The organism is Pseudomonas sp. H11T01 (genome assembly GCF_048515765.1).
Lineage (GTDB): Bacteria > Pseudomonadota > Gammaproteobacteria > Pseudomonadales > Pseudomonadaceae > Aquipseudomonas.
Map to the genome: position 1 here is coordinate 63492 of NZ_JBLYED010000016.1, position 23644 is coordinate 87135.

At 59.0% G+C, this 23644-nt stretch carries 23 protein-coding genes and 1 riboswitch; of the genes, 9 read left to right on the forward strand and 14 right to left on the reverse strand.

Going from position 1 to position 23644, the window contains the following annotated elements; genetic code table 11:
• The first annotated feature begins 121 nt into the window (after positions 1–121).
• Positions 122–1042, forward strand: coding sequence for a LysR substrate-binding domain-containing protein (locus tag ACN1C3_RS21155; RefSeq protein WP_419117706.1), 921 nt, complete (start codon positions 122–124; stop codon positions 1040–1042).
• A gap of 117 nt (positions 1043–1159) precedes the next feature.
• On the opposite strand, the gene argE is transcribed toward ACN1C3_RS21155, so the two are convergent.
• From argE to ACN1C3_RS21175, 4 genes are all read right to left on the reverse strand, one after another.
• Positions 1160–2323: an acetylornithine deacetylase gene (gene argE, locus ACN1C3_RS21160; RefSeq protein ID WP_419117707.1), complete on the reverse strand. Its 1164-nt coding sequence runs from the start codon at positions 2321–2323 to the stop codon at positions 1160–1162.
• Positions 2320–2997, reverse strand: a complete 678-nt coding sequence (locus ACN1C3_RS21165; protein ID WP_419117708.1) for a DUF1028 domain-containing protein — start codon at positions 2995–2997, stop codon at positions 2320–2322. The genes argE and ACN1C3_RS21165 overlap by 4 nt, the downstream gene beginning before the upstream one ends.
• Complete coding sequence (locus tag ACN1C3_RS21170; RefSeq protein ID WP_419117709.1) at positions 2994–3425, reverse strand: RidA family protein; 432 nt, start codon at positions 3423–3425, stop codon at positions 2994–2996. Before ACN1C3_RS21170 ends, ACN1C3_RS21165 begins: the two co-directional genes overlap by 4 nt.
• A 69-nt stretch (positions 3426–3494) precedes the next feature.
• Positions 3495–4823 (reverse strand): flavin-containing monooxygenase, encoded by a 1329-nt coding sequence (locus ACN1C3_RS21175; RefSeq protein ID WP_419117710.1) that lies wholly within the window; start codon positions 4821–4823, stop codon positions 3495–3497.
• Positions 4824–5018: 195 nt separating this feature from the next.
• Here ACN1C3_RS21175 and ACN1C3_RS21180 point away from each other — a divergent pair, with 195 nt between their 5' ends.
• Positions 5019–5141: a flavin reductase gene (locus tag ACN1C3_RS21180; protein ID WP_419117795.1), complete on the forward strand. Its 123-nt coding sequence runs from the start codon at positions 5019–5021 to the stop codon at positions 5139–5141.
• Between the two features lie 180 nt (positions 5142–5321).
• On the opposite strand, the gene ACN1C3_RS21185 is transcribed toward ACN1C3_RS21180, so the two are convergent.
• From ACN1C3_RS21185 to ACN1C3_RS21200, 4 genes are all read right to left on the reverse strand, one after another.
• Positions 5322–8066, reverse strand: a complete 2745-nt coding sequence (locus ACN1C3_RS21185) for a LuxR C-terminal-related transcriptional regulator (protein WP_419117711.1) — start codon at positions 8064–8066, stop codon at positions 5322–5324.
• Between the two features lie 217 nt (positions 8067–8283).
• Positions 8284–9648 carry a DUF1329 domain-containing protein gene (locus tag ACN1C3_RS21190; protein WP_419117712.1) on the reverse strand — a complete coding sequence of 455 codons (1365 nt, stop codon included), beginning with the start codon at positions 9646–9648 and terminating at the stop codon, positions 8284–8286.
• Positions 9649–9676: 28 nt separating this feature from the next.
• Positions 9677–11566, reverse strand: coding sequence for a DUF1302 domain-containing protein (locus ACN1C3_RS21195; RefSeq protein WP_419117713.1), 1890 nt, complete (start codon positions 11564–11566; stop codon positions 9677–9679).
• 337 nt (positions 11567–11903) lie between these two features.
• Positions 11904–13586 carry a fatty acid--CoA ligase gene (locus ACN1C3_RS21200; protein ID WP_419117714.1) on the reverse strand — a complete coding sequence of 561 codons (1683 nt, stop codon included), beginning with the start codon at positions 13584–13586 and terminating at the stop codon, positions 11904–11906.
• A gap of 373 nt (positions 13587–13959) precedes the next feature.
• Between ACN1C3_RS21200 and ACN1C3_RS21205 the strand changes: the two genes are divergently transcribed.
• On the forward strand, positions 13960–14853 hold the full coding sequence (locus ACN1C3_RS21205) for a glycosyltransferase family 2 protein (protein WP_419117715.1): 894 nt from the start codon (positions 13960–13962) through the stop codon (positions 14851–14853).
• Positions 14854–14906: 53 nt separating this feature from the next.
• The gene (locus ACN1C3_RS21210) at positions 14907–15545 is read left to right on the forward strand and encodes a CatB-related O-acetyltransferase (protein ID WP_419117716.1); all 639 of its coding nucleotides are present in this window, start codon (positions 14907–14909) and stop codon (positions 15543–15545) included.
• Between the two features lie 84 nt (positions 15546–15629).
• On the opposite strand, the gene ACN1C3_RS21215 is transcribed toward ACN1C3_RS21210, so the two are convergent.
• The gene (locus ACN1C3_RS21215) at positions 15630–16268 is read right to left on the reverse strand and encodes a LysE family translocator (protein ID WP_419117717.1); all 639 of its coding nucleotides are present in this window, start codon (positions 16266–16268) and stop codon (positions 15630–15632) included.
• A gap of 92 nt (positions 16269–16360) precedes the next feature.
• On the opposite strand from ACN1C3_RS21215, the gene ACN1C3_RS21220 reads away from it, so the two are divergent.
• The 3 genes from ACN1C3_RS21220 to ACN1C3_RS21230 all read left to right on the forward strand — a co-directional run bounded on the left by ACN1C3_RS21220 (position 16361) and on the right by ACN1C3_RS21230 (position 19204).
• On the forward strand, positions 16361–17326 hold the full coding sequence (locus ACN1C3_RS21220) for a 2-hydroxyacid dehydrogenase (RefSeq protein ID WP_419117718.1): 966 nt from the start codon (positions 16361–16363) through the stop codon (positions 17324–17326).
• A gap of 33 nt (positions 17327–17359) precedes the next feature.
• On the forward strand, positions 17360–18358 hold the full coding sequence (locus ACN1C3_RS21225) for a methyltransferase (protein ID WP_419117719.1): 999 nt from the start codon (positions 17360–17362) through the stop codon (positions 18356–18358).
• 51 nt (positions 18359–18409) lie between these two features.
• Positions 18410–18530: riboswitch (yybP-ykoY riboswitch) on the forward strand.
• Between the two features lie 89 nt (positions 18531–18619).
• Complete coding sequence (locus ACN1C3_RS21230) at positions 18620–19204, forward strand: TMEM165/GDT1 family protein (protein ID WP_419117720.1); 585 nt, start codon at positions 18620–18622, stop codon at positions 19202–19204.
• Between the two features lie 44 nt (positions 19205–19248).
• Here the strand turns inward: ACN1C3_RS21230 and ACN1C3_RS21235 are convergent, their stop codons facing one another.
• The 4 genes from ACN1C3_RS21235 to ACN1C3_RS21250 all read right to left on the reverse strand — a co-directional run bounded on the left by ACN1C3_RS21235 (position 19249) and on the right by ACN1C3_RS21250 (position 21423).
• Positions 19249–20067 (reverse strand): M48 family metallopeptidase, encoded by an 819-nt coding sequence (locus tag ACN1C3_RS21235; protein WP_419117721.1) that lies wholly within the window; start codon positions 20065–20067, stop codon positions 19249–19251.
• Positions 20068–20309: 242 nt separating this feature from the next.
• Positions 20310–20930, reverse strand: a complete 621-nt coding sequence (locus tag ACN1C3_RS21240; RefSeq protein WP_419117722.1) for an SOS response-associated peptidase — start codon at positions 20928–20930, stop codon at positions 20310–20312.
• A gap of 36 nt (positions 20931–20966) precedes the next feature.
• On the reverse strand, positions 20967–21227 hold the full coding sequence (locus ACN1C3_RS21245) for a putative signal transducing protein (RefSeq protein ID WP_419117723.1): 261 nt from the start codon (positions 21225–21227) through the stop codon (positions 20967–20969).
• A gap of 13 nt (positions 21228–21240) precedes the next feature.
• On the reverse strand, positions 21241–21423 hold the full coding sequence (locus tag ACN1C3_RS21250) for a CPXCG motif-containing cysteine-rich protein (protein ID WP_347901977.1): 183 nt from the start codon (positions 21421–21423) through the stop codon (positions 21241–21243).
• Between the two features lie 140 nt (positions 21424–21563).
• On the opposite strand from ACN1C3_RS21250, the gene ACN1C3_RS21255 reads away from it, so the two are divergent.
• Positions 21564–22730: a 1-acyl-sn-glycerol-3-phosphate acyltransferase gene (locus tag ACN1C3_RS21255; RefSeq protein ID WP_419117724.1), complete on the forward strand. Its 1167-nt coding sequence runs from the start codon at positions 21564–21566 to the stop codon at positions 22728–22730.
• A gap of 118 nt (positions 22731–22848) precedes the next feature.
• Here ACN1C3_RS21255 and ACN1C3_RS21260 read toward each other — a convergent pair whose 3' ends face one another.
• On the reverse strand, positions 22849–23136 hold the full coding sequence (locus ACN1C3_RS21260; protein WP_419117725.1) for a hypothetical protein: 288 nt from the start codon (positions 23134–23136) through the stop codon (positions 22849–22851).
• Positions 23137–23331: 195 nt separating this feature from the next.
• Here ACN1C3_RS21260 and ACN1C3_RS21265 point away from each other — a divergent pair, with 195 nt between their 5' ends.
• Positions 23332–23538, forward strand: a complete 207-nt coding sequence (locus ACN1C3_RS21265; RefSeq protein WP_419117726.1) for a hypothetical protein — start codon at positions 23332–23334, stop codon at positions 23536–23538.
• Positions 23539–23644 lie beyond the last annotated feature (106 nt).

The window sequence follows — 23644 nt, forward strand, 5'->3', positions numbered from 1 at the left end:
GCTCGCCAAGCGGACATGGCGGTGCGCAATTTGCTTAGGCTCTAAGCAACAGAAGTCGAGCCAGAAGATGTCTGGCTTCGAATTCACCCACCCCGCAACGGGGCATAGAACGAGGTTTGCTGTGGCTGCCTACAATCTGCGTCAACTGAAGTACTTCATCACCACCGTCGAATGCGGCAGCGTCGCCGAGGCCTCGCGCAAGCTGTACATCGCGCAGCCATCGATCTCCACGGCGATCAAGGGGCTGGAAGACAGCTTTGGCGTACAACTGCTGATCCGCCATCACGCTCAGGGGGTTTCGCTGACGCCCAGTGGCGCACGCTTCTATCGCAAGGCTCAGGACCTGTTGCGCATGGCCAAGGAGTTCGAGCAGAACGCCCTGGCCGATAACGATGTGGTGGCCGGCCAGATCGATATCGGCTGCTTTGAAACCGTCGCGCCGTTGTACTTGCCGCAGTTGATTGCAGGCTTTTGCGCGCTGTATCCGGGCGTGGAAATCCGTATCCGCGACGGCGAACAGCAAGAGCTGGTGCAAGGCCTGACATCTGGCGCCTTTGACCTGGCGATTCTTTATGAGCACGATTTGGACGGCACCATTCAGACCCAACCGCTGATGCCGGCGCAACGGCCTTATGCACTGCTCCCGGCCAACCATCGTTTCGCCCAGCAAGCGCAGGTTTCCCTGCGTGACTTGTGCCTGGAGCCGATGATTTTGCTGGACGTGCAGCCGAGCCGGACGTACTTCGTCAGTCTGTTTGAAGAGCTTGATTTGACCCCAAGGATTGCCTTCAGCTCACCGTCGATCGAGATGGTTCGTGGCATGGTCGGTCAGGGGTTTGGCTTTTCGATTCTGGTGACGCGCCCGCACTCGGAATGCACCTACGACGGGCAGAAAGTGGTGTGTCTGGATATCGTCGAAGAGGTGACCGGCTCAGGCCTGGTGGCGGCCTGGCTCAAACGTGGACAACTGACCAAACCGGCGCAGCTGTTTGCGGATTATTGTCGGGAGCAGTTGACGGCGAAGGCTGAGAGATCTCAGTGATAAAGATCGTTCCCACGCTCTGCGTGGGAATGCCTCACTGGGCGCTCTGCGTCCGCTCCTGGATGTGACGCAGAGCGTCACGGGCTGCATTCCCACGCGGAGCGCGGGAACGATCAGTTACTGCGGCTCGCGCAGCCACTGCACCAACCGCTCCATCATCTGCTCGCAACCCTGCATCTGCTCGACGCTGACAAACTCATCAGGCTTGTGCCCTTGATCCATACTGCCCGGCCCGCACACCACTGTGGGAATCCCGGCCTGATCGAACAACCCGCCTTCGGTGCCAAAGGCCACGGTGCCGAATTCGCTGGAGCCACTGAGCCGGGCAATGAGTTCTGCCGCAAAGCCTTCAGGGTCGGTTGCCAGTCCCGGATACCCGCTTAATGGCTTAAAGTGAATTGTCGTCTCGGGTCGAACTGCGTGCATCTTCGGCAGCAACGCCTGCTCGGCATAGATCTGCAATTCATCCGCGACCTGCTGCGGATCGAAACTCGGCAAGGCCCGCACCTCGAAGTCGAACTCACACTGCGCCGGCACGATATTCAGCGCCGTACCACCACGAATCACCCCGGTTTGCACGGTTGAATACGGCGGGTCGAAACGCAGATCGAGGTCCTCGCTCTCGGCCAGCCTGTCGCCGATTTGCCCGAGTTTGCCGATCAACCGCGCCGCGTATTCGATGGCATTCACCCCTTGCGGGGCATAGGCCGAATGACAAGCCGCGCCCTGCACACAACAGCGCATCGCCAGTTTGCCCTTGTGCCCGAGTACCGGGCGCAACTCGGTGGGCTCGCCAATGATGCAGGCCAGCGGCTTGGGGTCGCGTTGCGCAAGCTCGGCCAGCAATGAGCGCACGCCGAGACAGCCGACTTCTTCATCGTAGGAAAACGCCAGATGCACCGGAACCTGCAACGCTGCGGCGACAAAATCCGGAACCGCCGCCAGCACGCAGGCCAGATAACCTTTCATGTCCGCCGTGCCGCGACCGTACAGACGCCCTTCCCGCTCGCTCAAGGCAAAGGGGTCGACGGTCCACGGCTGGCCGTCCACCGGCACCACATCGGTGTGCCCGGACAACACGATGCCGCGCCGATCCGTTGGGCCGATGCTGGCGTAGAGGTTGGCTTTGGTTCGTTCGGCATTGAAGAACAATTCGCTGACCACGCCAAAATCCGCGAGGTAGTCGCGGATAAATTCGATCAGGGCCAGGTTGAACTCACGGCTGACGGTATTGAAGCCGATCAGCCGCTCCAGCAACGCACGACTTTTAAAGGCACTCATTCATCACCCGGCACACCGTAGCTGGGCGCGACGGTCGGGTTCAGTGCGCGGATGACGTAGTCGTCCATTTGCGGGCGATAGGCCTGCCAGAGTTGATCAAGCTGACCAATCGGGTTCTGCTCGGCCCAGTCCACCCGCAGATCGACGATGGGCCAAAGCAGATCACTGACCACCGACAACGCCGCCGAATGCACCGGCCCCGCCTCACCGCCAGCCGCCATGGCCGCATGCATGGCCGCGAGCAAACGGTCGGCCAGCAACTCGCCGGCGGTGACTTCGAAGGCATCAACCATCGCCTGGATCACGCAGGGATTTGCCAACAGGTTACCGGCGGCCACGCACTGATCACCCGCCACGGCGTTATTCACGCCCAGCGCCTGGCTGCCGGTAAACAATGCTGTGGCGCCGTGATGATCGATCACCGCGACTTGGCGGTATTGGCTGAAACCGTGTCGGGTCAGGGCTTTGTCCAGCGCGGCCGCCGGGCTTTCCCCTGCGTCGAGCAGGTCGAGAATTTCCGGGCCGAGGGCCGGCAAGGTGATGTTCTGGGTCGCTACCGCGCCGACACCCGCACGCAACCATGGGCAACGTGCGCCCACGGCAATGCTCGACGAGCTGATGGCAATCCCCAGTTGCCCGGTTTCGGCACAACGACCGACGATGGAAAAGGTCATCTGCTCGCCTCCTGGTCCGGGATCACTGCAATCACGTCGATTTCCATCAGCCATTCAGGCTGCCCGAGGCCGGCCACCACCAGCCCTGTGGAGATCGGAAACACGCCTTTGAGCCACTGGCCGATTTCCCGATAGACCGGCTCGCGAAAGCGCGGGTCGGTGATGTAGGTGGTGGTCTTGACGATATGGCTGAGGTCGCTGCCAGCCTCTTCCAGCAACTGTTTGAGGTTCTTCATCGCCTGTTCGGCCTGGGCCCGTGGGTCACCCAGACCGATAAGCTTGCCTTCGAAGTCGGTGCCGACCTGACCGCGTACGTACACCGTATTGCCGGCGACGACAGCCTGGCAGAGGTCGTTGTCCAAGGTCTGATTGGGGTAGGTTTCTTTGGTGTTGAACATGCGAATGCGGGTATGGGTTGGCTTGGACATCTGAAGCTCCTCGGGGAAGAAAGGCAAAATATGGCCCGGCGGTTCAACCGCCGGTGCGGATCTTGAGCATCAAGCGCTTACGGTTGTTTTATTGACGGCCGGGGCGGCAGGGGCGGTTTCGCAGGCTTCTGCCTGGCGTTGCGCGGCATCCCGGTAGGCGAGGTACTTACTCTGCGTGGCGATATGGTCAGCCACATACTTGGCGTCGTGCCAAACGCCCCAGATGAACGAGGAGCCACGACGCGACTGCCACGGCAGGCCCAGGAAATACACGCCAGGCTCGCTCGAAACGCCCCGCTGATGCTGCGGCTTACCGTTAGCGTCGAAGGCGTCGACCTTCAGCCAGCTGTAATCAACGGCAAAACCGGTTGCCCAGATGATCGATGTCACGCCGGCCTCGGCCAGGTCGAGCTCAAGAATGGGCTTGGTCACACACTCCGGATCCGCGAAGGTATGGCGGGCTTCAGGTTCTTCCGGCAGGTCCAGGCCATTGCGCTCAATGTAGGCGTCAGCCGCATTGAGCAGCGCGAGGTAGTTCTCATCGCCGCGAGCCAGGTTGTCGGCAAGATTCGCCTGGAAGGTCGCCACGGCGCCATTGAACGATTGCGTCAGGCCAACCAGCGTCATCCCGCGATGGGCGAGACCGCGGAAGTCCACCGTACGGCCGCCATGGGCACCGCTGACGGCAATGGTGACGTGTTCCCTGCCCGGCTTCATGGCCGCCGCATCCCATTCACCGAGAACGCCCAGCCACCAGCAGAAGTCACGGTTGCGATAGGCGCGGGGCGGGCGATCGTGTGCGCCAACCGAGAGGTAAACCTTCTTGCCGGCACGCTGCAACTCATCGGCAATCTGCACTCCCGACGACCCGGCACCCACGACCAATACAGCCCCTTCGGGAAGCTGTGCTGGATTGCGGTATTCGGCCGAGTGGATTTGTGTGAATTGCTCATCTTTCGGAGCGATCGACGGGACAACCGGACGCTGGAAAGGTCCGGTGGCGGCCACCACGCGGTTGGCCTCGATCACGCCCTCGGAGGTTTCAATGGTGAAGCCCGGCCGGCCAACATTGCGTTCCACCTTCTTCACTTCCACGCCGGTGCGGATGGGCGCATTGAACTTCCTGGCATAGGCTTCGAAGTAATCCGCAACCCGCTCTTTCGGGGCAAAGCCGTCGGGACTGAGATCGTCGAACTCAAGACCCGGAAAACGATCGTGCCAGGCCGGACCGTTAGCAACCAGCGAATCCCAGCGTCCGGTGCGCCAGCGTTCGGCGATACGATTGCGCTCCAGCACGAGGTGGGACACGCCGAGTTTGCTCAGGTGTTCACTCATGGCCACTCCAGCCTGACCGGCGCCAACAACAAGCGTATCTATTTTTATTTTATCAATGGTCATCTCTACACCCTTCTAACAAGCAGTTGGATTCAGGTCGGACATGGCTTGTCATCTCTTGGGGCCAGACTAGGGATCACCCCTGTATTGGTAAAATATTATTAAGCTGGTAATTGAAGATAAATAACTGATGCAGAGCCTTTTGACCCGTCTAAATCGCGGGTCTGGATGAGGGCGATCCAGGTGTTCGAGCACCAAATGGACCTGGGCACTCACACGGTGTTTATCGGCAAGGTGGTGGCAGTGAAAAGCCGAGAAGGTGCACCGCTGGCGTATTCACAACGGAAATTTTGCGGGTTGCAGGCGTTGGAGGGGGGTTAGCAATGCCGGCGATGACATGTCCGACACTATCCTGTGGCGAGGGAGCTTGCTCGCGCTCGGCTGCGAAGCAGTCGCACTGAGAATGCGGTGTTTCTGATACAACGAGGTTGCAGATTTCAGGGCCGCTGCGCGACCCAGCGGGAGCAAGCTCCCTCGCCACAGGGGACCGCGCTCGGGGGTTTAGACCAACACTCCCAATTCCTTCGCCCGGGCCACCGCCTGGGTCCGGCGCTCGACGCCGAGTTTGCTGTTGATGTGGCTGGCGTGGGTTTTTACGGTGTGCAGGGAGATGAACAGCTGATCGCTGATTTCCTGGTTCGAGCAACCTTGAGCGATCAATTGCAGGACGGCCAGTTCGCGGGCACTCAGGTTTTCGGTGTGCTGCTGTGGCTCGACCGGCTCCCGGGCCACGGCCACGGCTGCAGGCAAACGCTCAAGCAAACTCTGGCGTAGCGCAGGCTGCGAACAGTGCTGAAGTTGCTCTCGCAGCCAGTCAGGATGGTCGCCAAGCAGCCACTCAAAGGGTTGCAACGCCCCTCCCGCAGCCGCTTCAAACGCTTGGACCAAGGCTTGCCGCGCCTCAGGTTCACGCTTGCTACCGAGCAGCAATGCGACTTTCTGATTCAACGCCTTAACGCTGAGCATCTGCCGACCGGTTTGCTGCCCCTGCTCGACCAGTTTATTCAATCGTTGCTCGGCCACCGCGGGCTGCCCCTGGATCACGTCCAATAACGCCTGCTGCAGCTCGATGTGCAGCGGCAGTTGCGGGTGGAACTCTGGGGGCGCTGCCGCCTGTTCGCCGTTATAGGTCTGACCTAACCGCGCCAGCCAGGCTTCGGCCAGATCGGTACGACCTTGAGCCAGCCAAAGCTCGCATTTGACCAGAGTGATCATCGCCAGGTAGTAGATCGGCGGCACGTCCCAGATATGCATCAATCGTTCGGCCTCGGCCAGTTCGGCAAAGGCTTTGGAAAACTGACCGTTGTGCCCCTCTAAGCTTGCGATCACGCAATGACCGATCAGCACACTGATATCCCGACAGGCTCGTGCCTCGATCAAACCCGCCTGTAAGCGAGCAAAGCCGGCTTCAGGCTGGGACCGTAGTGTCAGCAAGTACCCTTCATACAGAGTCAGACGCGCACGAACCGCATACAGCCGCAGGGCAGACAATCCCTGCAATCGCTGCAAACCCTGACCCACCTCATCAAGCGCACGAAGAATTTCTCCCCGGGCCTGTAGCACCCGTGCCCGATCGTAATGAGCCAAGGCTTCGAACAATGGATTGCCGACCCTTTGCGCCAACTCCAAAGACTCTCGGTTCAAACCACGGGCGCGCCACAGGTCCGCGTCGGCAATTGCCAGATTCGAGAGGGTCGAAAGACACATCAAGCGCTGCCCGTAACGCTTGTGCGGCAGGCTCTCCAGCGCTTCGGTGCAATATAACCGGGTCAAATCGCGGTTACCGCGACCGCGGGCAATGATTGCGCTCAACGCCAGCCATTGCGCCAGCATGGACTTCTGCGCGGTCGCCGAAGGTGCTGGCAGAAAACGACTCAGATGGCTGGCCAGCTCCTCGGCCGCATCCAACTGGCAGGCAAGCCCCAGCGCCCAGCTGTAGAGCACGATCAACCGCGGTGTGCTGATCAGCAGGCTATCGGGCAGGTCCATTTTCCAACGCAACAGCATGCCGACGTTTTGCTCGGCCAGCAGTTGCTCTTCGGAAAGGTTCTGTACCAGATTCGCCGCAACATCCAGGTGCCCGGCACGCAACGCCTGCTCCACCGCTTCGTCGAGCAAGCCCTGAGCGTTGAACCAGCGGCAGGCCCGCAGGTGCAGACTGGCCGCCGGCAATACCGCATTGGCCGTGGGACGGGTGCGTAGCAGGTCGGAAAACAAATGGTGATAACGATACCAATGACCCTGTTCATCCAGGGGCACGAGAAAAACCTGATGGGCCAGCAAATACCGGAGAATTTCTGCGCTGTCGTGGGCTTCGCGTACGGCGTCGCACAACTCGCTGCAAAAGCGCTCCTGGGGCGCAGTGTCATACAGGAATGCCTGCACCTCGGCGGGCAGGCAATCGATGACTTCTTCGAGCAGGTAATCGCGAATCAACCCCTCGCCACCGTGCAAAGCCTGCGGCAGCGCACCGTCATTGCCCGCTTCGGAGGCCGCCAACAGCCAGAAGCGTAGCCCGGCGACCCAGCCTTCACTGCGTTGAATCAGGCTTTCCAGGGCTTCACCGCGCAACGAACTGCTGTGCCGGTCGAGCAATGCCAGTGATTCGTCGTGGGTCAGGCGCAGGTCCTGCTCATGTAATTCGAGCAGCTGCCGGGACAGCCGCAAACGCGCCAGGTGCCAGTCCGGACGCTGACGACTGGTGACCAGCACCAGCAAGCCATCGGGCAGATGATTGAGAAAAAATTGCAGGCAACGATCGAGCACCGGCCCCTGGGCCAGATGGTAGTCATCGAGCACCAGCAATAAAGGATTGCCAGGCGCGAGGTGATCGGCCAGTTCATCGAGCAGACCATCGAGCCATTCTTCGAAGGCGAACGGTTGATGCCGCTGACGCATTTTCAACAGACCGAGGGCCTGGCGGCCAATTTGCGGGAAATATTGTTGAAGACCATCGAGCAGGCGCTCGAGGAAGCGGCCGGGGTCGTTGTCGCGAGGACTCAAGCCTAGCCAGAGACTGTGCCAGTGAGCAGGCAGACTCTGACAGAACTCCACCGCCAGGGAGCTTTTACCAAAACCGGCCGGAGCGCTGACCAACAGCAAGCGCCCGTTCAAGCCAGCACTCAGGCGTTCGCATAAGCGAGGCCGCAGTACATAGCCGTCGGGCAAGGGTGGTCGGTAAAAGCGCCCTTCCAGCGCTGGAATCGCAACGCTGGAAGGCCCTTGTATACGGGACAGGTCAGTCATAGCCAACTCTTATTGAAGTGCTGTTGTCGGCATTGCAGATGTCCGCAGACTAGCGGTAAAAGGCGTGTTATTGAAGGTTTTTGCTTACAATTTGATAGAAAAGACTACAACCAAAAATGTCGGCACCGGTTTGCCGTCTCTGCCTTCCTTAGCTCAATAGAAAACGCCCCGAACCAGTCGGGGCGTTCAGAGGATGCGGCCTCTGTTTTACAACCTTTTAGCGAACACCATCCTGACGCAATGCAGCCGGGGTGAAATCACTGGTGGTCGCGGTGAAGCCGAAGTCATACGCCTGTTTCTCTTCGTTCTTCATGCCCAGTGCCAGGTAGCGGCCGGACTGCAGGTCGTAGAGGGTTTCCAGGGCGTACCACGGCACTTGCTTGTCGTAGTAGTTTTCAGCATGGGCTTCGGCCACACGCCAGAGTTGATTACGACCGTCGTAGTGATCGATCACCGCCGCTTGCCAGGTGTCTTCGTCGATGTAGAAGTCACGCTTGGCGTAGATGTGACGCTGACCTTCCTTCAAGGTAGCCACCACATGCCAGACCCGACGCAGCTCGTAACGAGCCAGGTCCTGGTTGATGTGACCGGCCTTGATGATGTCGTCGTACTTGAGCTGCGGCGAATCGAGCTTGTAGCTGTCGGAGGCGATGTACATCTCCTTCTTGCCTTCGAGTTTCCAGTCGTAACGATCTGGCGCGCCGTTGTACATGTCGAGGTTGTCGGAGGTGCGCAGGCCGTCAGCCGCAGTACCCGGACCGTCATAGGAGACTTGTGGAGCCCGACGCACGCGACGCTGACCGGCGTTGTAGACCCACGCAGAGCGCGGTTCCTTCACCTGGTCGAGGGTTTCGTGCACCAGCAGCACACCACCGGCCAGTCGTGCCGGAGCGGTCACTTTCTGCTTGAAGTAGAACAGGATGTTGCCCGGGCTTTTCGGGTCGTAGTCCTTCATCTTGTCGCGGAACACGAACTGATCCTGGAAGTACACCAGGCTGTATGAGCCGTTCGGCTGTGGCGTGGCCTGGGTCACCAGACGGGTCACGCTGCCGCCGCGATAGCGAGTGATGTGGTTCCAGATAACCTCAACGCCACTTTTTGGAATCGGGAAAGGCACTGCGGTCTCGAAGTTTTCCAGGCCGTTGCCGCCAGACACCAGATTGGTATTGCTGGCGTTCTTCTTGATGGAGGCAAACACGTCATCCGGCACAGTGGCACCGCGATGGGACGGGTAAACCGGCATCTTGAAGGTTTCCGGGTAGCGCTTGAACATCGCGTACTGCCCTGGAGCCAGTTTTTCCTTGTACTGATCGACGTTCTTCGCGGTGATGGTGAACAACGGTTTTTCGCTGGCGTAAGGGTCAGCCAGGAAGCCTTTGCTGTCGACAGAACCGGCGTTTTTGGCCATCGGTTTCCAGGCTGGAATCGAACCGTCGGCATTGCCTGCCATTTCCGCGCCCATAGGCGTCAGGCTTTTGCCCAGCTTGTCCGCTTCAGCCGCAGGAACCGCAGCCATGACGCTGGTTGCCAGCATCGACAGCCCAAGGACACCGACGTGCAACAGACTCTTGGTTATTTTCATATTCTTGTTCGTCCTCAAGATGCAGTGCTTAGAAGTTCACGCCGACGCTGAGCGCAACGAAGTCGCGGTCATCCACGGTGCTGTACTTACCGCCAAAGAAGTTGGTGTACGCGAGACTCGCGGTGTAAGTGTTCTGGTATTCAGCATCGACCCCAAGGCTCACAGCCTTGCGACCTTCTTCAAAGTTACCGCCAGGGCCAGGGGAGTAGCCGCTGACGTCATGGGACCAAGCCACGTTCGGCTTGAGGTTCACACCGGCGAACACGTCGGGGTATTCCCAGATGGCGCGGCCGCGATAACCCCACGAGTTGGCCGTGGTGAAACCATCGTTGTTGCAGTTGGTGCTACGGTTACTGGCCGAAGCACCCGGACCGGCACCGTTGATGGTGGAGGTGTTAAGGATTTGGGAGCAGGTGTCCAGACCACCCGTGGCTGGCAGTTCGCCTGGACCGAAGACCGGATCGCGGCCGTAGCGGACATCGGACGTGCTTTCCAGGCCACCGACGTGGGTCAAGCCGACTTCACCCACCAGGGTCAGACGCTGGGCGCCCATGACCTGATCGAAGAAGTGCGTGAAGGTGGTCTGGAACTGGGTGATTTCCTTGCGGCGATAGCCGTGCAGGTCTTCCCCTGGAACACCCTGGAGCAACGAAGCGTTGGTCAGCGCGCCACCCAGCGGACGAACACCGGCGAACAGGATATCGGTAGAGTTCAACTGCACCGGCGCATTCGGCCGGTAGCTGATCTCACCGCTCCACGCCGTACCGGTAGGCAGGGTGGTGGAGAAGCTCAGACCATAGAGGCGGATGTCTTCCGGATACTCGACGAAGTACTGCGAGTTACCCGCGACCAACAGCGGCCCCAGCGCCTGGAATGGACCAGGCAACGCCTTGACGCCGTTATAGATCGACTGCGGAGCACCGGTCGCACTGAAGATCGGCGCACGACTGTGGTAGTTCATGAAGTAGGCGCCGAACTCGGTGTCCAGCGGGTCGAACATGTACTTGAAGGCCGCGCCCCACTGGCCGCTGTTACGGGCTTCGCGATCATCACCACGACGAACCAGTACACCTTCCTCGTTGACGTCGACACCGTTCGCGGCCAATGGCCCCAATGCGATTGCCGGGATGGTGGAGCGCTTGTTCAGTACGCGCAGGTTGTTGTCGCAACCATTGGCAATGATGTCAGGCTGGGAGAAGAAGGTACCGCAGTTGTCGACAATGGTCTGGTCCCACCCGATCTGGTAGAACGCTTCGGCCGACAGGCTCTCGGTCAGACTCTGCGAAATGTAGAACATGTTGACCGGGATCAGACCTTCCTTGATCTCGGCACCTGGACGACGGAATGCGGAAACGTCGATCGGGTTGATCGCGTTGATACCGCCACCGATGAAGGTACTTTCGCCCCAGCTCACGACTTGTTTGCCCAAGCGCACGGAACCCGGCTCATCGCCAATGGAGTAGTTGTGGTAGACGAAGGCGTCGAGGATTTCCCCACCCGACGACTTGGCGCCTTCCTTGCGTCCGTCGTTGCTGACGTTCTTGAATTCCAGGTCCTGGTTTTGCAGCGCGAAGTCGTACCAGTATTTACCGCGTACGAAGACGCCGGTATCGCCGTATTTCAGCTCAAGGTCATGGATGCCCTTGAAGATCTTCGAAAAGGCTTGCCCGCTCTTGAAGTTCAAGTGACCGTCATCGGAGGTCTGGGACAGACCGCGCCCACCGTTGTTGACACCGATCAGGTCCTTGTTCGGCTGCTGGGTTGACACGCTCATACCCAGGGAGAGGGACGAGTCGAACTGACCTTCGATTTCACCGATGTTGAAACTGACGCCGAATGCGGGCCCGGCGAGCGTAGAGGCGAGACTGACCGCCAGAGGCAGTTTCGCCCGGCGCCAGAACTGGTTTACTGATGTCATCGACGCTACTCCATGTGCTTTATTGTTATGGCAGTTAGCACTTCTAAAAACGCTCTGAGTGACAGGAAACCAGGTTGTCCCAACGTCAGTCAGAGTTGCATCGCCCCGTTTTGTGCGTTTGCTCCGTTCTTAAAAATCCTGTGGGCGGACTATAGCCAGCAGGTAGTACTGCTTGATCCCTCTAAAGTGTGATTTGCAGCCCCGACCACTCTGGAACAGTCCTTTCGCCATTCCGGCAAGTGCCGGCGCGGCAAGGATGACTGAAAATAACGATTTAACAAGCCAAGCGCTTGCTTGGTGGGGCTTGCCGCGCCCTTTCGGGCACGGCAAAGGACGCTTAAAGCGTCGAAAGGAAGGTGCTGTTATTGGTCTGCCATTCGGTGATGTCGACGCGGATGCGCTTCTTGTCGAGCTTGCCAACACTGGTCTTGGGAATTTCAGTAACAAGGGCAATCTGGCTCGGAATTGCCCACTTGCTCAGGTGGCCCAGCTCGACGAATGGCTTGAGATGTTCCTTGAGCTCCCTGGCCCCAATCACATGCCCTTCGCGTATCACCAGCAGTGCAAACGGCCGCTCGCCCCATTGCGGATCCGGGATGCCGACCACTGCTACTTCGCGTACCGCCGGATGCCGGCTGATCAGATCTTCCAGTGCCAGCGACGAAATCCACTCACCACCGGTCTTGATCACGTCCTTGATCCGGTCACGAATATCGATCACGCCCATGCTGTCCAGGGTGGCCACGTCGCCGGTGTGCAACCAGCCGCCGGCCCAGAGTTCAGCGCCCTTTTCCGGTTCGCGGAAATAACCCTCGGTCAGCCATGGCGCACGCAACACCAGTTCGCCCTGGGTCTCACCGTCCGCGGGCAGGAAGTTGCCGTCAGGGTCGACAATCGCCGCTTCCACCAATGGCCCGGGCACACCGGCCTTGATTCGATACGTCGTGCGTTCGTCTTCAGTACCGGCCATCAGCTCGTCATTGAGGTGAGCGCAGGACACCAGCGGGCCGGTTTCCGACATGCCATAAGCGGCGGTCAGTTGAATGCCTTTGGCCTTGGACGCTTCGTACAGCGCACGGTTGAGCGCGCTGCCGCCGATGACTATTTTCCAGCCGCCGAAGTCTGTGTCCTTGGCCGCTTTGGCGTTGAGCAGCATCTGCAGGATGGTCGGCACGCAGTGGGAGAAGCTGACCTTTTCCTTGCGCCACAACTCCACCAGATACTCCGGATCGTAACGACCGGGATAGACCTGCTTGAGCCCGAGCATGGTCGCCACATACGGTAAGCCCCAGGCATGTACGTGGAACATCGGTGTGATGGGCATGTACACGTCGCTGGTACCCAATAGCCGCACGCTGTCGATGCTGCCCATGATCGTCGACACGCCCATGGTGTGCAGCACCAGTTGCCGATGGGTGAAATACACTCCTTTGGGATTTCCCGTGGTGCCCGTGGTGTAGAACGTGGTCGCGACCGAGTTTTCGTCGAAGTCTTCAAAGTCGTAGTGCGTACTGGCGGCGGCCAGCAATTGCTCATACTCGCCAATCAGATTGGGCAGATCAGCGGTTTTTTCCGGTGCGTCGGTCAGCAGCAGGGTTTTCTCGACCGTGGTCAGGTGCCCGGCTATCGCCTGGTAGAGCCCGACGAACTCACTGTTGACCAGCACGAAGCGGTCCTCGGCGTGGTTCATGGTGTAGAGAATCTGCTCGGGTGACAGGCGCACGTTAATGGTGTGGATCACCGCGCCGATCATCGGAATGGCAAACATGCATTCCAGATAGCGATGGCTGTCCCAGTCCATCACCGCCACGGTGTCACCGGCCTTGACCCCGGCTGCCGTCAGTACGTTGGCCAGCCGCGCGACACGCTCGATAAGGGTCGGGTAGCTATAGCGCAGTTGGTCGCGGTAGACGATCTCGCGGGTCTTCTCGTAACGGCTGCCGGACATCAGCAGCCGCTTGATCAACAGCGGATATTGATAAGCGCCTTCGGCTGGCGGGATAACGCGAGTCTGCAACATAGGAGTCCCTTTTCTGACTGCACGGTCTTGGCTGTAAAGATAAGTACTCTAGAGCGCCTTGATGACAGCTAAATCAGCCAAAGGAATGATTTGCAGAGCCGTACAAATGCCAGCTTCGCGCGATTATCCGAATATGCCTACCCAACCTGGAATCATTCGCTACAACGGCGTCGATGTCAGAAGTTGTAAAACCTTGTAATACCTGCGCAGAGCACTTGTCGTGAAGAGGTGCGACGAGAGAGCATACGTATCAGCACCGACACAATGACCTAGGTACTATTTCGGTAATTGTCGAACCTGCAACTCACATTCCGTTGGCTGGCTCCTGCCATCGGACCAGCGTCGTCAAAAGTCGTCGGTATTCCATATAACAATGACCAGTGAACTGACCTTTCCCCAGGAACACCCCTCGAAAACGGCGCCACTGGTGTCGATCGTGGCCCCTTGTTACAACGCGCAGAAATACCTGAAAGATGCGATTGATAGCATTTTTGCCCAGGACTATCCGAATTTTGAGGTCATTGTTGTCGACGATGGCTCTACCGATAACAGCGTCGCGATGCTCAAGCAGTTGCAGCAGACCTACGACTTTCAACTGTATTTGCAACAGAACCAGGGCGTAAGCGCAGCACTCAACCATGGGTTGAAGTACGCCAAAGGCACCTATGTATCGACTCCTGACCTAGACGACATCATGTTGCCCGAGTCGGTGCGCATTCGCGCCGAGTATCTGGACAAAAACCCGAACGTCGGTTGCGTAGGTGCGTTGATCATCTACATGGACAGTCAGGGCAAAACCATCAAGCAACAACAGCGCTCCTGTATCAGCGTGTACACATTTGACAAGATACTGAGCCATGCGGTGGTGGTCGGCGCACCGGTCGCGCTTTATCGAATGAGCGCGATGAAAAGTGCCGGTTTTTACGCACCAGAACTTCGGGTACAGGATTTTCAAATGACCCTGAGAATTGCGAGGCTAGGTTACGAAATACATGAGTTGCCATTCTGCGTGACCCGCTATCGACGCCACCCCAACAACCTGTCGAGAAAGTATCGGGTTCTGCTGGAGGCCGATCTTCAGGCAATACAGCCTTACGAGGTCCATCCTGGCTACCAGAGTGCCAGAACAGCCCTGGTCAACAAGGCCCTGAAGTATGCGGTGGTCGAAGACAAGAAAGAGGCTTGGCAGCTTTTGCGCTCAATCCCCTGGCGCCATTTGAACAGAACCAGCTTCAAACGCTTCAAGCGACTCCTGCTGCATCGCTAGACGATGGAATCAAAATATCCATTCTTTCTTCCACCGTTAGCCAGGCGAACAGCATGAAGTTTCTCGAGAAGCTCAAAAAAAGAAAAACCAGAAAGCACCTTAACCGACTCGAAAAACTCGAAAAATTACCAGAGAAGATCAGACTGCGGTACCCAAACTACGAGATAGGTGTGGGGACGTATGGCATTCCAGAAGTCACCGAGTTCGGCGATGAGACCATTCTGAAAGTCGGCTCTTACACCTCGATCGCGCAAGGCGTGAAAATCCTCTTGGGTGGCGGACATCGCACCGACTGGATCAGTACCTACCCCTTCCCTTTGATGATCGACGAGGCAAGTGACATTCCAGGTTTCAGCCCGACCAAAGGCAATGTGGTGATCGGCAGCGACTGCTGGATCTGCGCAGAAGTGCTGATTTTGTCCGGAGTCACTATTGGCCACGGCGCCGTAGTCGCGGCAGGTGCGGTCGTTACCCGCGATGTCGCGCCTTACGCCATTGTCGGCGGCAACCCCTGCCGACACATTCGCTGGAGGTTCGATGAGGATATCCGCGAGGCGCTACTGGAGTCCGCCTGGTGGGATTGGCCTGTGGAGGAAGTCAAGGCGATTTCCAGAACACTGTGCAGCAACGAAATCGAAACATTCCTGGACTACATCCGTAAACGCAAAGCGGCTACCGTCGATCACGCTTGACGCTGGCGCTGCTATTGCGGGCTGTCGCCCCAGGCGATCGCGCTCAAGCAGCAGGCACTCGGGCCGCTGCCTGAGCCGACTGCATCAATGCATTTCAGTGAATGCCAGCTTCACACCAATGGCGATCAGCACCGCGCCCATGGTCCGGTCGAACCAGTGGCCCATGCGGGCGAAACCGGCGCGTACTCGCTGCTGACTGAACAGCATGGCCACCAGGCAGAACCAGACACCGGTCGCCACGGCCAGGTAAACCCCGTAGCCCGCCTGAATCGCCAGCGGCGTGTGCGGGTTGATCACCACGGTGAATAACGACAGGAAGAACAGCGTCGCCTTGGGGTTCAGGCCATTGGTCACGAAACCGGACGTGAAGGCGCCGCGAGCGGTGCGTTCGCCAACTTCCTTGTGCAGGTTTTCAGTGGCCGGTTTGGCCGGTTTGGCCGGTTGAGCGCGTAACGCCTTGAAGCCGATGTACAGCAGATAAGCCGCCGCCAGCCATTTCAGTGCGTTGAACAGAACAATCGACTGCGACACGATCAGGCCGATACCCAGCAACGAATAGCCCACGTGCAGGAAGATCGCCATACCGACACCCAACGCTGTCCAGGTACCCGCGCGGCGACCGTGGGTCACGCTTTCGCGCACTACGACGGCAAAGTCCGGGCCTGGGCTTGCAACGGCGAGCAGGTGAATAAGGGCAACGGTCAAGAACTCTGTCCAGTACATGGGGGCTCCTTTTGGGCAGGGAGTAACGAATTGTTTCATCTGTTAGGCTCGCCACATTACGCCTTCAGTTAACCGCACAAAAGGTACAGTTGATGAGTAACAATCGCCGCGCCGTGTTCCTTGACCACACCTCCCTGGACCTGGGTGACCTTGACCTCAGTGCGCTGCGAAACAGCTTCAGCGACTTGCAGCTCTGCGCACAAACCACACCGGATCAGGTCATCGAGCGTCTGCAGGGTGCCCACGTCGCCATCAGCAACAAGATCATGCTCGATGCCCAAACCCTGGCGGCCTGTCCTGAGCTGAAACTGATCCTGATTGCCGCCACCGGCACCAATAACGTCGACCTCAACGCCGCCCGCGCCCACGGCATCACCGTCAGCAATTGCCAGGGTTATGGCACCCCTTCCGTCGCCCAACACACGATCATGCTGTTACTTGCGCTGGCCACGCGCCTGAGCGACTACCAGAAAGCGGTCGGTGAAGGCCGCTGGCAGCAAGCCAAGCAGTTCTGCCTGCTGGATTTCCCCATCGTTGAACTGGAAGGCAAGACCCTCGGATTGCTCGGTCATGGCGAACTGGGCGGCGCCGTAGCGCGACTGGCCGAAGCCTTCGGCATGCGCGTACTGCTCGGCCAATTGCCTGGGCGTCCGGCCCGCGCCGATCGCTTGCCACTGGATGAATTGCTGCCGCAAATCGACGCGCTGACTCTGCACTGCCCGCTCAACGAACACACCCGCAACTTCATCAGCACTCGTGAACTGGCGCTGATGAAGCCCGGCGCCTTTGTGGTCAACACCGCTCGCGGCGGCTTGATCGACGAACAGGCCCTGGCCGATGCGTTGCGCAGTGGACATCTGGGCGGTGCGGCGACTGACGTCTTGAGCGTCGAGCCACCCACCGCCAGCAATCCTCTATTGGCCGCCGACATTCCGCGCTTGATCGTCACCCCGCACAACGCCTGGGGGAGTCGCGAGGCGCGGCAGCGGATCGTCGGTCAGCTGACCGAAAACGCTCAAGGCTTTTTTAGCGGTACAGCGCTGCGGGTCGTCAGTTGATAAACTGCCGCACTTTTTTTCAAGGAGCAGAGTATGGATCCGCGCAGTGAAGTACTGCTTCGTCAGGCTGAGTTATTCCAGGGCTCGCTGCTGCTGGCCGGTTTGCCCGCCGATGACTTGCTGGGCAAATTGCCGAACGCTCACGGCTGGTGCTGGCATGCAGGCGACCAAGCGGCGCTGGACGCACGCTTTGCCGAGCGCAGCCATTTTGGCGTGAATGCACCGGTTCAAGGCTTCGAAACCGCAGTACTGTTCCTGCCCAAATCCAAGGATCTGACCGACTACGTGTTGAACGCCCTGGCCTCGCGCCTGGCCGGCCGCGAGTTGTACCTGGTCGGCGAGAAACGCAGCGGTATCGAAGGCGCGGCCAAGCAACTGAACCCCTTCGGTAAACCACGCAAACTCGACAGCGCGCGACATTGCCAGCTCTGGCAGGTCACTGTGGCCAATGCGCCAGAGGCCGTCACGCTGGAAAGTCTTGCGCAAGAGTACGAACTGCCGCTGGCCGAGGGCCCGCTAAAAGTCATCAGTCTGCCCGGCGTGTTCAGCCACGGTCGCCTGGATCGCGGCAGTGCCCTGCTGCTTGAACACCTGGACAAACTGCCCAGCGGTCACCTGCTGGACTTCGGCTGCGGCGCGGGGGTATTGGGTGCAGCAGTCAAACGTCGTTACCCGCACAACACCGTCACGCTGCTGGACGTCGACGCGTTTGCCGCAGCCAGCAGTCGCCTGACCCTGGCCGCCAACGGTCTGGAAGCCGAGGTGCTGACGGGCGACGGGATCGACGCGGCCCCGATGGGTTTAAGCGCGATTCTGAGCAACCCGCCGTTCCATGTCGGGGTGCATACCGATTACCACGCGACGGAAAACTTGCTGCGAAAAGCCGCCAAACATCTGAAAAACGGTGGCGAACTACGCTTGGTGGCCAACAGCTTCCTGAAGTATCAACCACTGATCGAAGAGCATCTGGGGGTGTGTGCGATCAAGGCTGAAGGACAAGGCTTTCGAATCTACCGGGCCAAGCGCAGCTGAAATTCTTTTAGAAAAGAAGGCTTGCCGAATGGATTTTGCCTAGGCAGAATCCGCTCCGTCCTAGGGGAGTAGTCTCCCACGAGCGCCATGCTCGTCCGGCATACGTCAACATACTTGGTCCTCAGACCATGGCGTATGCGACCCAGAGTCCGCTCAGACGGACCTCAGGGTTTGACAAGACCTATGACACGAACACCTTACCCGGGGCGGGAAGGCTGTACGTGTCATAGCCGTGTCGACCCGCCCCTTAGGAAATACCTGATGCTGGATTCTCTACTCGTTCCTACCGCGATCGTTGCCTTGGCCGAAATCGGCGACAAGACGCAGCTGCTTGCCTTGATTCTGGCGGCACGTTTCCGCAAACCCTGGCCGATCATTGCCGGTATCGTGGCTGCAACCTTGGCCAACCATGCTGCAGCGGGTGCGGTCGGTGCCTGGTTCGGCAGTTTCTTCTCGGACGCCACACTGCACTGGATCCTCGCCGCGAGCTTTACCGCAACGGCATTGTGGACCCTGGTACCGGACAAGATGGATGACGACGAAGCCAGCACTGGTCGCAAGTTCGGGCCATTCCTGACCACGTTGATCGCGTTCTTCCTCGCCGAGATGGGCGACAAGACCCAAGTCGCTACAGTGATGCTCGCCGCGCAATATCCTGAACTGTGGCTGGTGATCATCGGCACCACTCTTGGTATGTTGATTGCCAACGTACCGGTGGTGCTGGCGGGTAATTTTGCCGCGGACAAACTGCCCCTGACCCTGATCCGTCGCCTGGCGGCCACGGCGTTCTTCATCCTCGCCATTGTCGCGGTGTACAAAGCGATGCAAATGAGTGGGTGGGTGTAAGCAGCGCGATGATCGTTCCCACGCGTGGGAACGATCAGATCAGGTCAGGACTTCCTGGCCTTCTGGTAAAGCGGCATGACCTTTGGAATCGCTGCTTGCAACGCAGCCATCCGGCTGCTGGACGACGGGTGGGTACTCATGAATTCAGGCGGTGCACCTTCCGACGCCTTGCTCATTTTATTCCACAGGGTGATCGCCGCATTCGGGTCATAACCGGCGCGGGCGGCCAGTTCCAGGCCAATCAGGTCCGCTTCGTTTTCATTGTTGCGGCTGTTGGGCAAGGTCATGCCGTAATTGGCCACGGTGTCCGCCAGGGCCAGGCTGTCCTGTCCGAGACCGAGCAATGCCCCGGCACCCTGCTTCGCCATTTCAATGCCATAGGCCTTGGACATCGCTTCACGGCCATGCTCGCGCAATGCGTGGGCAATTTCATGACCCATAATTGCGGCGATTTCATCGTCAGTGAGTTTCAGGCTGTCGATCAGCCCGGTGTAGAAAATGATCTTGCCGCCAGGACCGCAGTTGGCGTTGAGCTCGTCACTCTTGATCAGGTTGACTTCCCACTGCCACTGAGCCGAATCCGCACGAAAAACCGGCGCTTGGGCGATCAGTCGATCGGCAATCGCCTGGACTCGCTTGGCCTCGGTACTGGTCTTGTCCAGCACACCTTTCGTAGACGCCTCCCCCACCGTCTTCTGGTAGGACTGCGCATACATCTGGTTGACCTGATCGGTCGACAGCATGCTGAACATGTACTGCTTGCGCTCCACACCTACCGCACCGCCGCTGGTGGTGTTGACGGACTGGCAACCGCTAAGCAGCAAACCTGCGCTCAGCGCACACAAAACCAATGACTTACTCATGAATACGCTCCCTGAAAACATGGCGCGTATCCTAGGCGGTGAATTGTATCGGCGCCAGATACAACGGACGTGTAGCACGTACATTTCAGGTTCCCCCTGCGCCATGGCCGAAAATAGCCGGAAGGTCCTGCGGACCTTTTCGCGGGCAAGCCACGCTCCCACAGAAACTGCGCGGTACCTGTGGGAGCGTGGCTTGCCCGCGAAGGCGTCAGCAAAAGCACAGCAGAACTCATTGATTCAACTCAACCCGGCGTCAAACACTCCGGCGCATTGAGCTTCGGATCATTCACCAGATTGGCCAGCACCCGCTCGCGCAATGGCGCCGGTTCGCTGGCGAGTAACGCCTGCAAGGTGTGCAGCGGCGTTTCGGGGTTCAGCCAGGCTTCCTGGCCAGCGGCATCGAGAATCAGCGGTCGACGCTGGCTCGAAGCGGCTTGAGTGACCACCGCAGTGCTCAACCAGACCTGCTCCTGCACCGGATACGCTTCCCAGATCGCAGCAAAAAACAGCGCCGAGCCCTCCCCTGGTGTCAGCCAGTACGGGCGCTTGCGGGTGGTGCCGCGCCATTCGTAGAAACCATTGGCCGGCAACAGGCAACGCCGCAGACGAAAGGCTTCACGAAACATCGGTTGCTCGGCCAGGGTTTCCGCTCGGGCATGGGCCGGAGTTCGCGACATATCGGTCAACCACGGCGGCGTCAGGCCCCAGCGGGCACGGGCCAGATCACGTTGCCCGTCGGTCGCGCGCAGGATCAGCACCGAATCGTTGGGTGAAATATTCCACTGCGCCTGCTGATCCGCGGGGAATCCTGGCAAGGCTGCGAAAGCGGGGTTCCAACGAAACAGGGCATAACGTCCACACATAGGGCAACACAACTCTAGAACAAAACAAACGCCAGCCTAACAGACCAGAACGCCTGGGAAGCTTTCCGGCTCATCGCCCGACAGCGGCTGCGCGGCATTGTACGCGGCGATCAGCTCCCGTGCGTATTGCGCCTGATCGTTATCCACTGACAGCCCCAGTAGACCAAACACCGGCAGCTCACCGGCACCGCCCAGCAGATCCCGCCCAACCAGATGCGCTTCCACACCCTCACTGGCGAGCATGCCCTGAAGCAACTCGCCTTCCATCAGGTTTTCCGGTTCGTAGATTCGCTGCATAAAGGCTCATCCTTCACTCGTTTTCAGTGTGAACGTCGAGCATCCATTCCTGACCGTCGGTTTGCAGCGTGAACACAATCGGCCGGCAGCACACCGGACAATCCTCAATGTACTGCTGATCGCCTCCGGAAAGGTCGAGCACAGCCTCAACCTCTTCACCGCAATAAGGGCAGTCGTAGTGCGCAGTTTCCAGCATCGCGGCCTCCAGAGTGACTTGTGCGTATAATCGCCGGTCTATTCGCAGGGCTATTTTTGTTTGAGCTGACTTTTCAGACCGTGCCCGGCTACTTTTTGATCCAACCCTTTACTTACCCTAGCCGTTTCTAACAAGAGAGCATGATGGGCGAATTCGATGCCATCCGACCTTACGACGACAGCGAAGTCCCAGCGGTGCTGGCACGGCTGCTCGGCGACAAGGCGTTTCTAGATATCCTCACCCACTTCCGCTTCCCGCGCTTTGCCGGTGCCCTCGGCTGGATGCTCAAACCACTTATAGCTCATCGGCTGCGCCGCGAGTTCGCAGGGATCACTTCGGTGGCCACCTTGCAGGACAAGGTCGAGTTTTACGTCGACCACACGATCGAGCGCGCCACTGACGGCGTGACCTACACCGGCGTCGAACAGTTCAAGTCCGGCAGCGCTTACCTGTTCCTGGCCAACCACCGGGACATCGTGATGGACCCGGCCTTCGTCAACTACGCGATCTACCATGCCGGCCTGCCGACACCGCGCATCGCCATTGGCGACAACCTGCTGCAAAAGCCCTTCGTCAGCGACCTGATGCGCCTGAACAAGAGCTTTATCGTGCACCGCTCCATCAGCGGTCGCCGCGAGAAGATGGCTGCCTATCAACTGCTTTCGGCCTACATCAGCCATTCGATCCGCAACGATTGCCAATCGATCTGGATCGCCCAGGCCGAAGGCCGCGCCAAGGACGGGGATGACCGCACCGAGTCGGCGATCCTCAAGATGTTCCACATGAGCCGCAAGGACGAGCCATTCGGCGAGGTCATTCGTTCACTGAACCTGACTCCCGTGTCGATCAGCTACGAATACGACCCGTGCGATCAGGCCAAGGCCCGCGAACTGTACATCCGCGCCACCACCGGCACTTACAGCAAGGTACCGGGCGAGGACGATGTCAGCATCGCTAAAGGCATCACCGGTTATAAAGGTCGCGTGCATGTGAATTTCGCCGCGCCGATCACCGAACTCTTCGAAGACACCAAGCAACTGGCGATCGAAATGGACCGGCAGATTCTCGGTGGCTACCGGTTATTTCCAGTGCACTACCTCGCTTACGCGCAATGGAGCGATGCCGACCCGCAATTGCCGGTGCCGCCCGCTGGCGATCTGTTCCCGGCCGAGGAATTGGCCAAAGCCCAGGAAGAATGGCAACGCCGCCTGGATTCCTGTCCCGTAGAGCACCGTCCGTTTCTGGTGCGGCAATACGCGATGCCGGTACGCAACCAGTATCGGGTCAAGGCTGGTTTGCTGTTGTAAGGCAATCGCTGGACACGACAACGGCGCCCTTGGGCGCCGTTTTTGTTTTTCTGGAGAGGATTCGCCTCAATACCGGTCAACGTAGCCTTCGGCAACTGCTACGGGATTTAGCCGGTTCTTAAACCCAGGTGCTAACCCACGACACCAGCAACGCCAACGCCAGACAGGCGAAGCCAAAGCAGTAGTAAAGCCGGTTCATGCGCATGCTCGCAACGTCCAGCAGCGCCACCGGTTGGTCGACGTTGCGGCTTTGGCTTTGCGATTCCATGCTGGCCATAGCGCGTTGCTCACGACGACGGGTCGCGTGCAGCAGCCAACCGCCAGGGCAGGCAAGCAGCAAGGCGAGGACATTGATCAGTTTGGCGGGGTGGGCGTTGAACATGGACCAGATCAGCTGCAGCGACATCATCAACCTCGAGTAAAACATGCCATAGGGGCCGTCGAACAAGCACCCGCGGCGCGGATTCTACCGAAAGCCCTGACGCATGCCCCGCCCTTTTCGACAAAACAACCCGCCATCCGCCGATTAATTTATGCGGTCACGCGTTCGTCATCTAAACAAGCCAGTCTGTTGCCCCTCGATACCGACATGGAACTTGTCATGCTGCACGCAGAAAACCAGGATCGCCTTTATCTGATCTCCCCCAGCGATGAGCAGGAAGCGCTGGTCGGTGGTCTGGCCTTCAACGTCCAGGACCGCCATTGGCTGGTGTATTGCGCCCTCGGCGGACATCAACATGCTGATTTGCCAGAGACCGACTTGTTGACCGGCGTGAGCATGCTCGACTTGTACGTCGAAGCGGCCTGAATTCTGAAATGATCGTTGGATGATCGTTCCCAGACGCAGCAAAGGAATGCAGCCGTGACGCTCAGCGTCACAGCCCAAGCAGACGCGGAGCGTCCGGTGAGGCATT

Coding starts and splice junctions, on each gene's coding strand:
- ACN1C3_RS21170 (WP_419117709.1), bottom strand. CDS start 3,425: ATGTCCAAGCCAACCCATACCCGCATTCGCATGTTCAACACCAAAGAA.
- ACN1C3_RS21250 (WP_347901977.1), bottom strand. CDS start 21,423: ATGCTGGAAACTGCGCACTACGACTGCCCTTATTGCGGTGAAGAGGTT.
- ACN1C3_RS21180 (WP_419117795.1), top strand. CDS start 5,019: ATGGACCTGGGCACTCACACGGTGTTTATCGGCAAGGTGGTGGCAGTG.
- ACN1C3_RS21210 (WP_419117716.1), top strand. CDS start 14,907: ATGAAGTTTCTCGAGAAGCTCAAAAAAAGAAAAACCAGAAAGCACCTT.
- ACN1C3_RS21190 (WP_419117712.1), bottom strand. CDS start 9,648: ATGAAAATAACCAAGAGTCTGTTGCACGTCGGTGTCCTTGGGCTGTCG.
- ACN1C3_RS21215 (WP_419117717.1), bottom strand. CDS start 16,268: ATGTACTGGACAGAGTTCTTGACCGTTGCCCTTATTCACCTGCTCGCC.
- ACN1C3_RS21175 (WP_419117710.1), bottom strand. CDS start 4,823: ATGACCATTGATAAAATAAAAATAGATACGCTTGTTGTTGGCGCCGGT.
- ACN1C3_RS21165 (WP_419117708.1), bottom strand. CDS start 2,997: ATGACCTTTTCCATCGTCGGTCGTTGTGCCGAAACCGGGCAACTGGGG.
- ACN1C3_RS21265 (WP_419117726.1), top strand. CDS start 23,332: ATGCTGCACGCAGAAAACCAGGATCGCCTTTATCTGATCTCCCCCAGC.
- ACN1C3_RS21240 (WP_419117722.1), bottom strand. CDS start 20,930: ATGTGTGGACGTTATGCCCTGTTTCGTTGGAACCCCGCTTTCGCAGCC.
- ACN1C3_RS21260 (WP_419117725.1), bottom strand. CDS start 23,136: ATGTCGCTGCAGCTGATCTGGTCCATGTTCAACGCCCACCCCGCCAAA.
- ACN1C3_RS21235 (WP_419117721.1), bottom strand. CDS start 20,067: ATGAGTAAGTCATTGGTTTTGTGTGCGCTGAGCGCAGGTTTGCTGCTT.
- argE (WP_419117707.1), bottom strand. CDS start 2,323: ATGAGTGCCTTTAAAAGTCGTGCGTTGCTGGAGCGGCTGATCGGCTTC.
- ACN1C3_RS21255 (WP_419117724.1), top strand. CDS start 21,564: ATGATGGGCGAATTCGATGCCATCCGACCTTACGACGACAGCGAAGTC.
- ACN1C3_RS21185 (WP_419117711.1), bottom strand. CDS start 8,066: ATGACTGACCTGTCCCGTATACAAGGGCCTTCCAGCGTTGCGATTCCA.
- ACN1C3_RS21230 (WP_419117720.1), top strand. CDS start 18,620: ATGCTGGATTCTCTACTCGTTCCTACCGCGATCGTTGCCTTGGCCGAA.
- ACN1C3_RS21195 (WP_419117713.1), bottom strand. CDS start 11,566: ATGACATCAGTAAACCAGTTCTGGCGCCGGGCGAAACTGCCTCTGGCG.
- ACN1C3_RS21225 (WP_419117719.1), top strand. CDS start 17,360: ATGGATCCGCGCAGTGAAGTACTGCTTCGTCAGGCTGAGTTATTCCAG.
- ACN1C3_RS21220 (WP_419117718.1), top strand. CDS start 16,361: ATGAGTAACAATCGCCGCGCCGTGTTCCTTGACCACACCTCCCTGGAC.
- ACN1C3_RS21245 (WP_419117723.1), bottom strand. CDS start 21,227: ATGCAGCGAATCTACGAACCGGAAAACCTGATGGAAGGCGAGTTGCTT.
- ACN1C3_RS21200 (WP_419117714.1), bottom strand. CDS start 13,586: ATGTTGCAGACTCGCGTTATCCCGCCAGCCGAAGGCGCTTATCAATAT.
- ACN1C3_RS21205 (WP_419117715.1), top strand. CDS start 13,960: ATGACCAGTGAACTGACCTTTCCCCAGGAACACCCCTCGAAAACGGCG.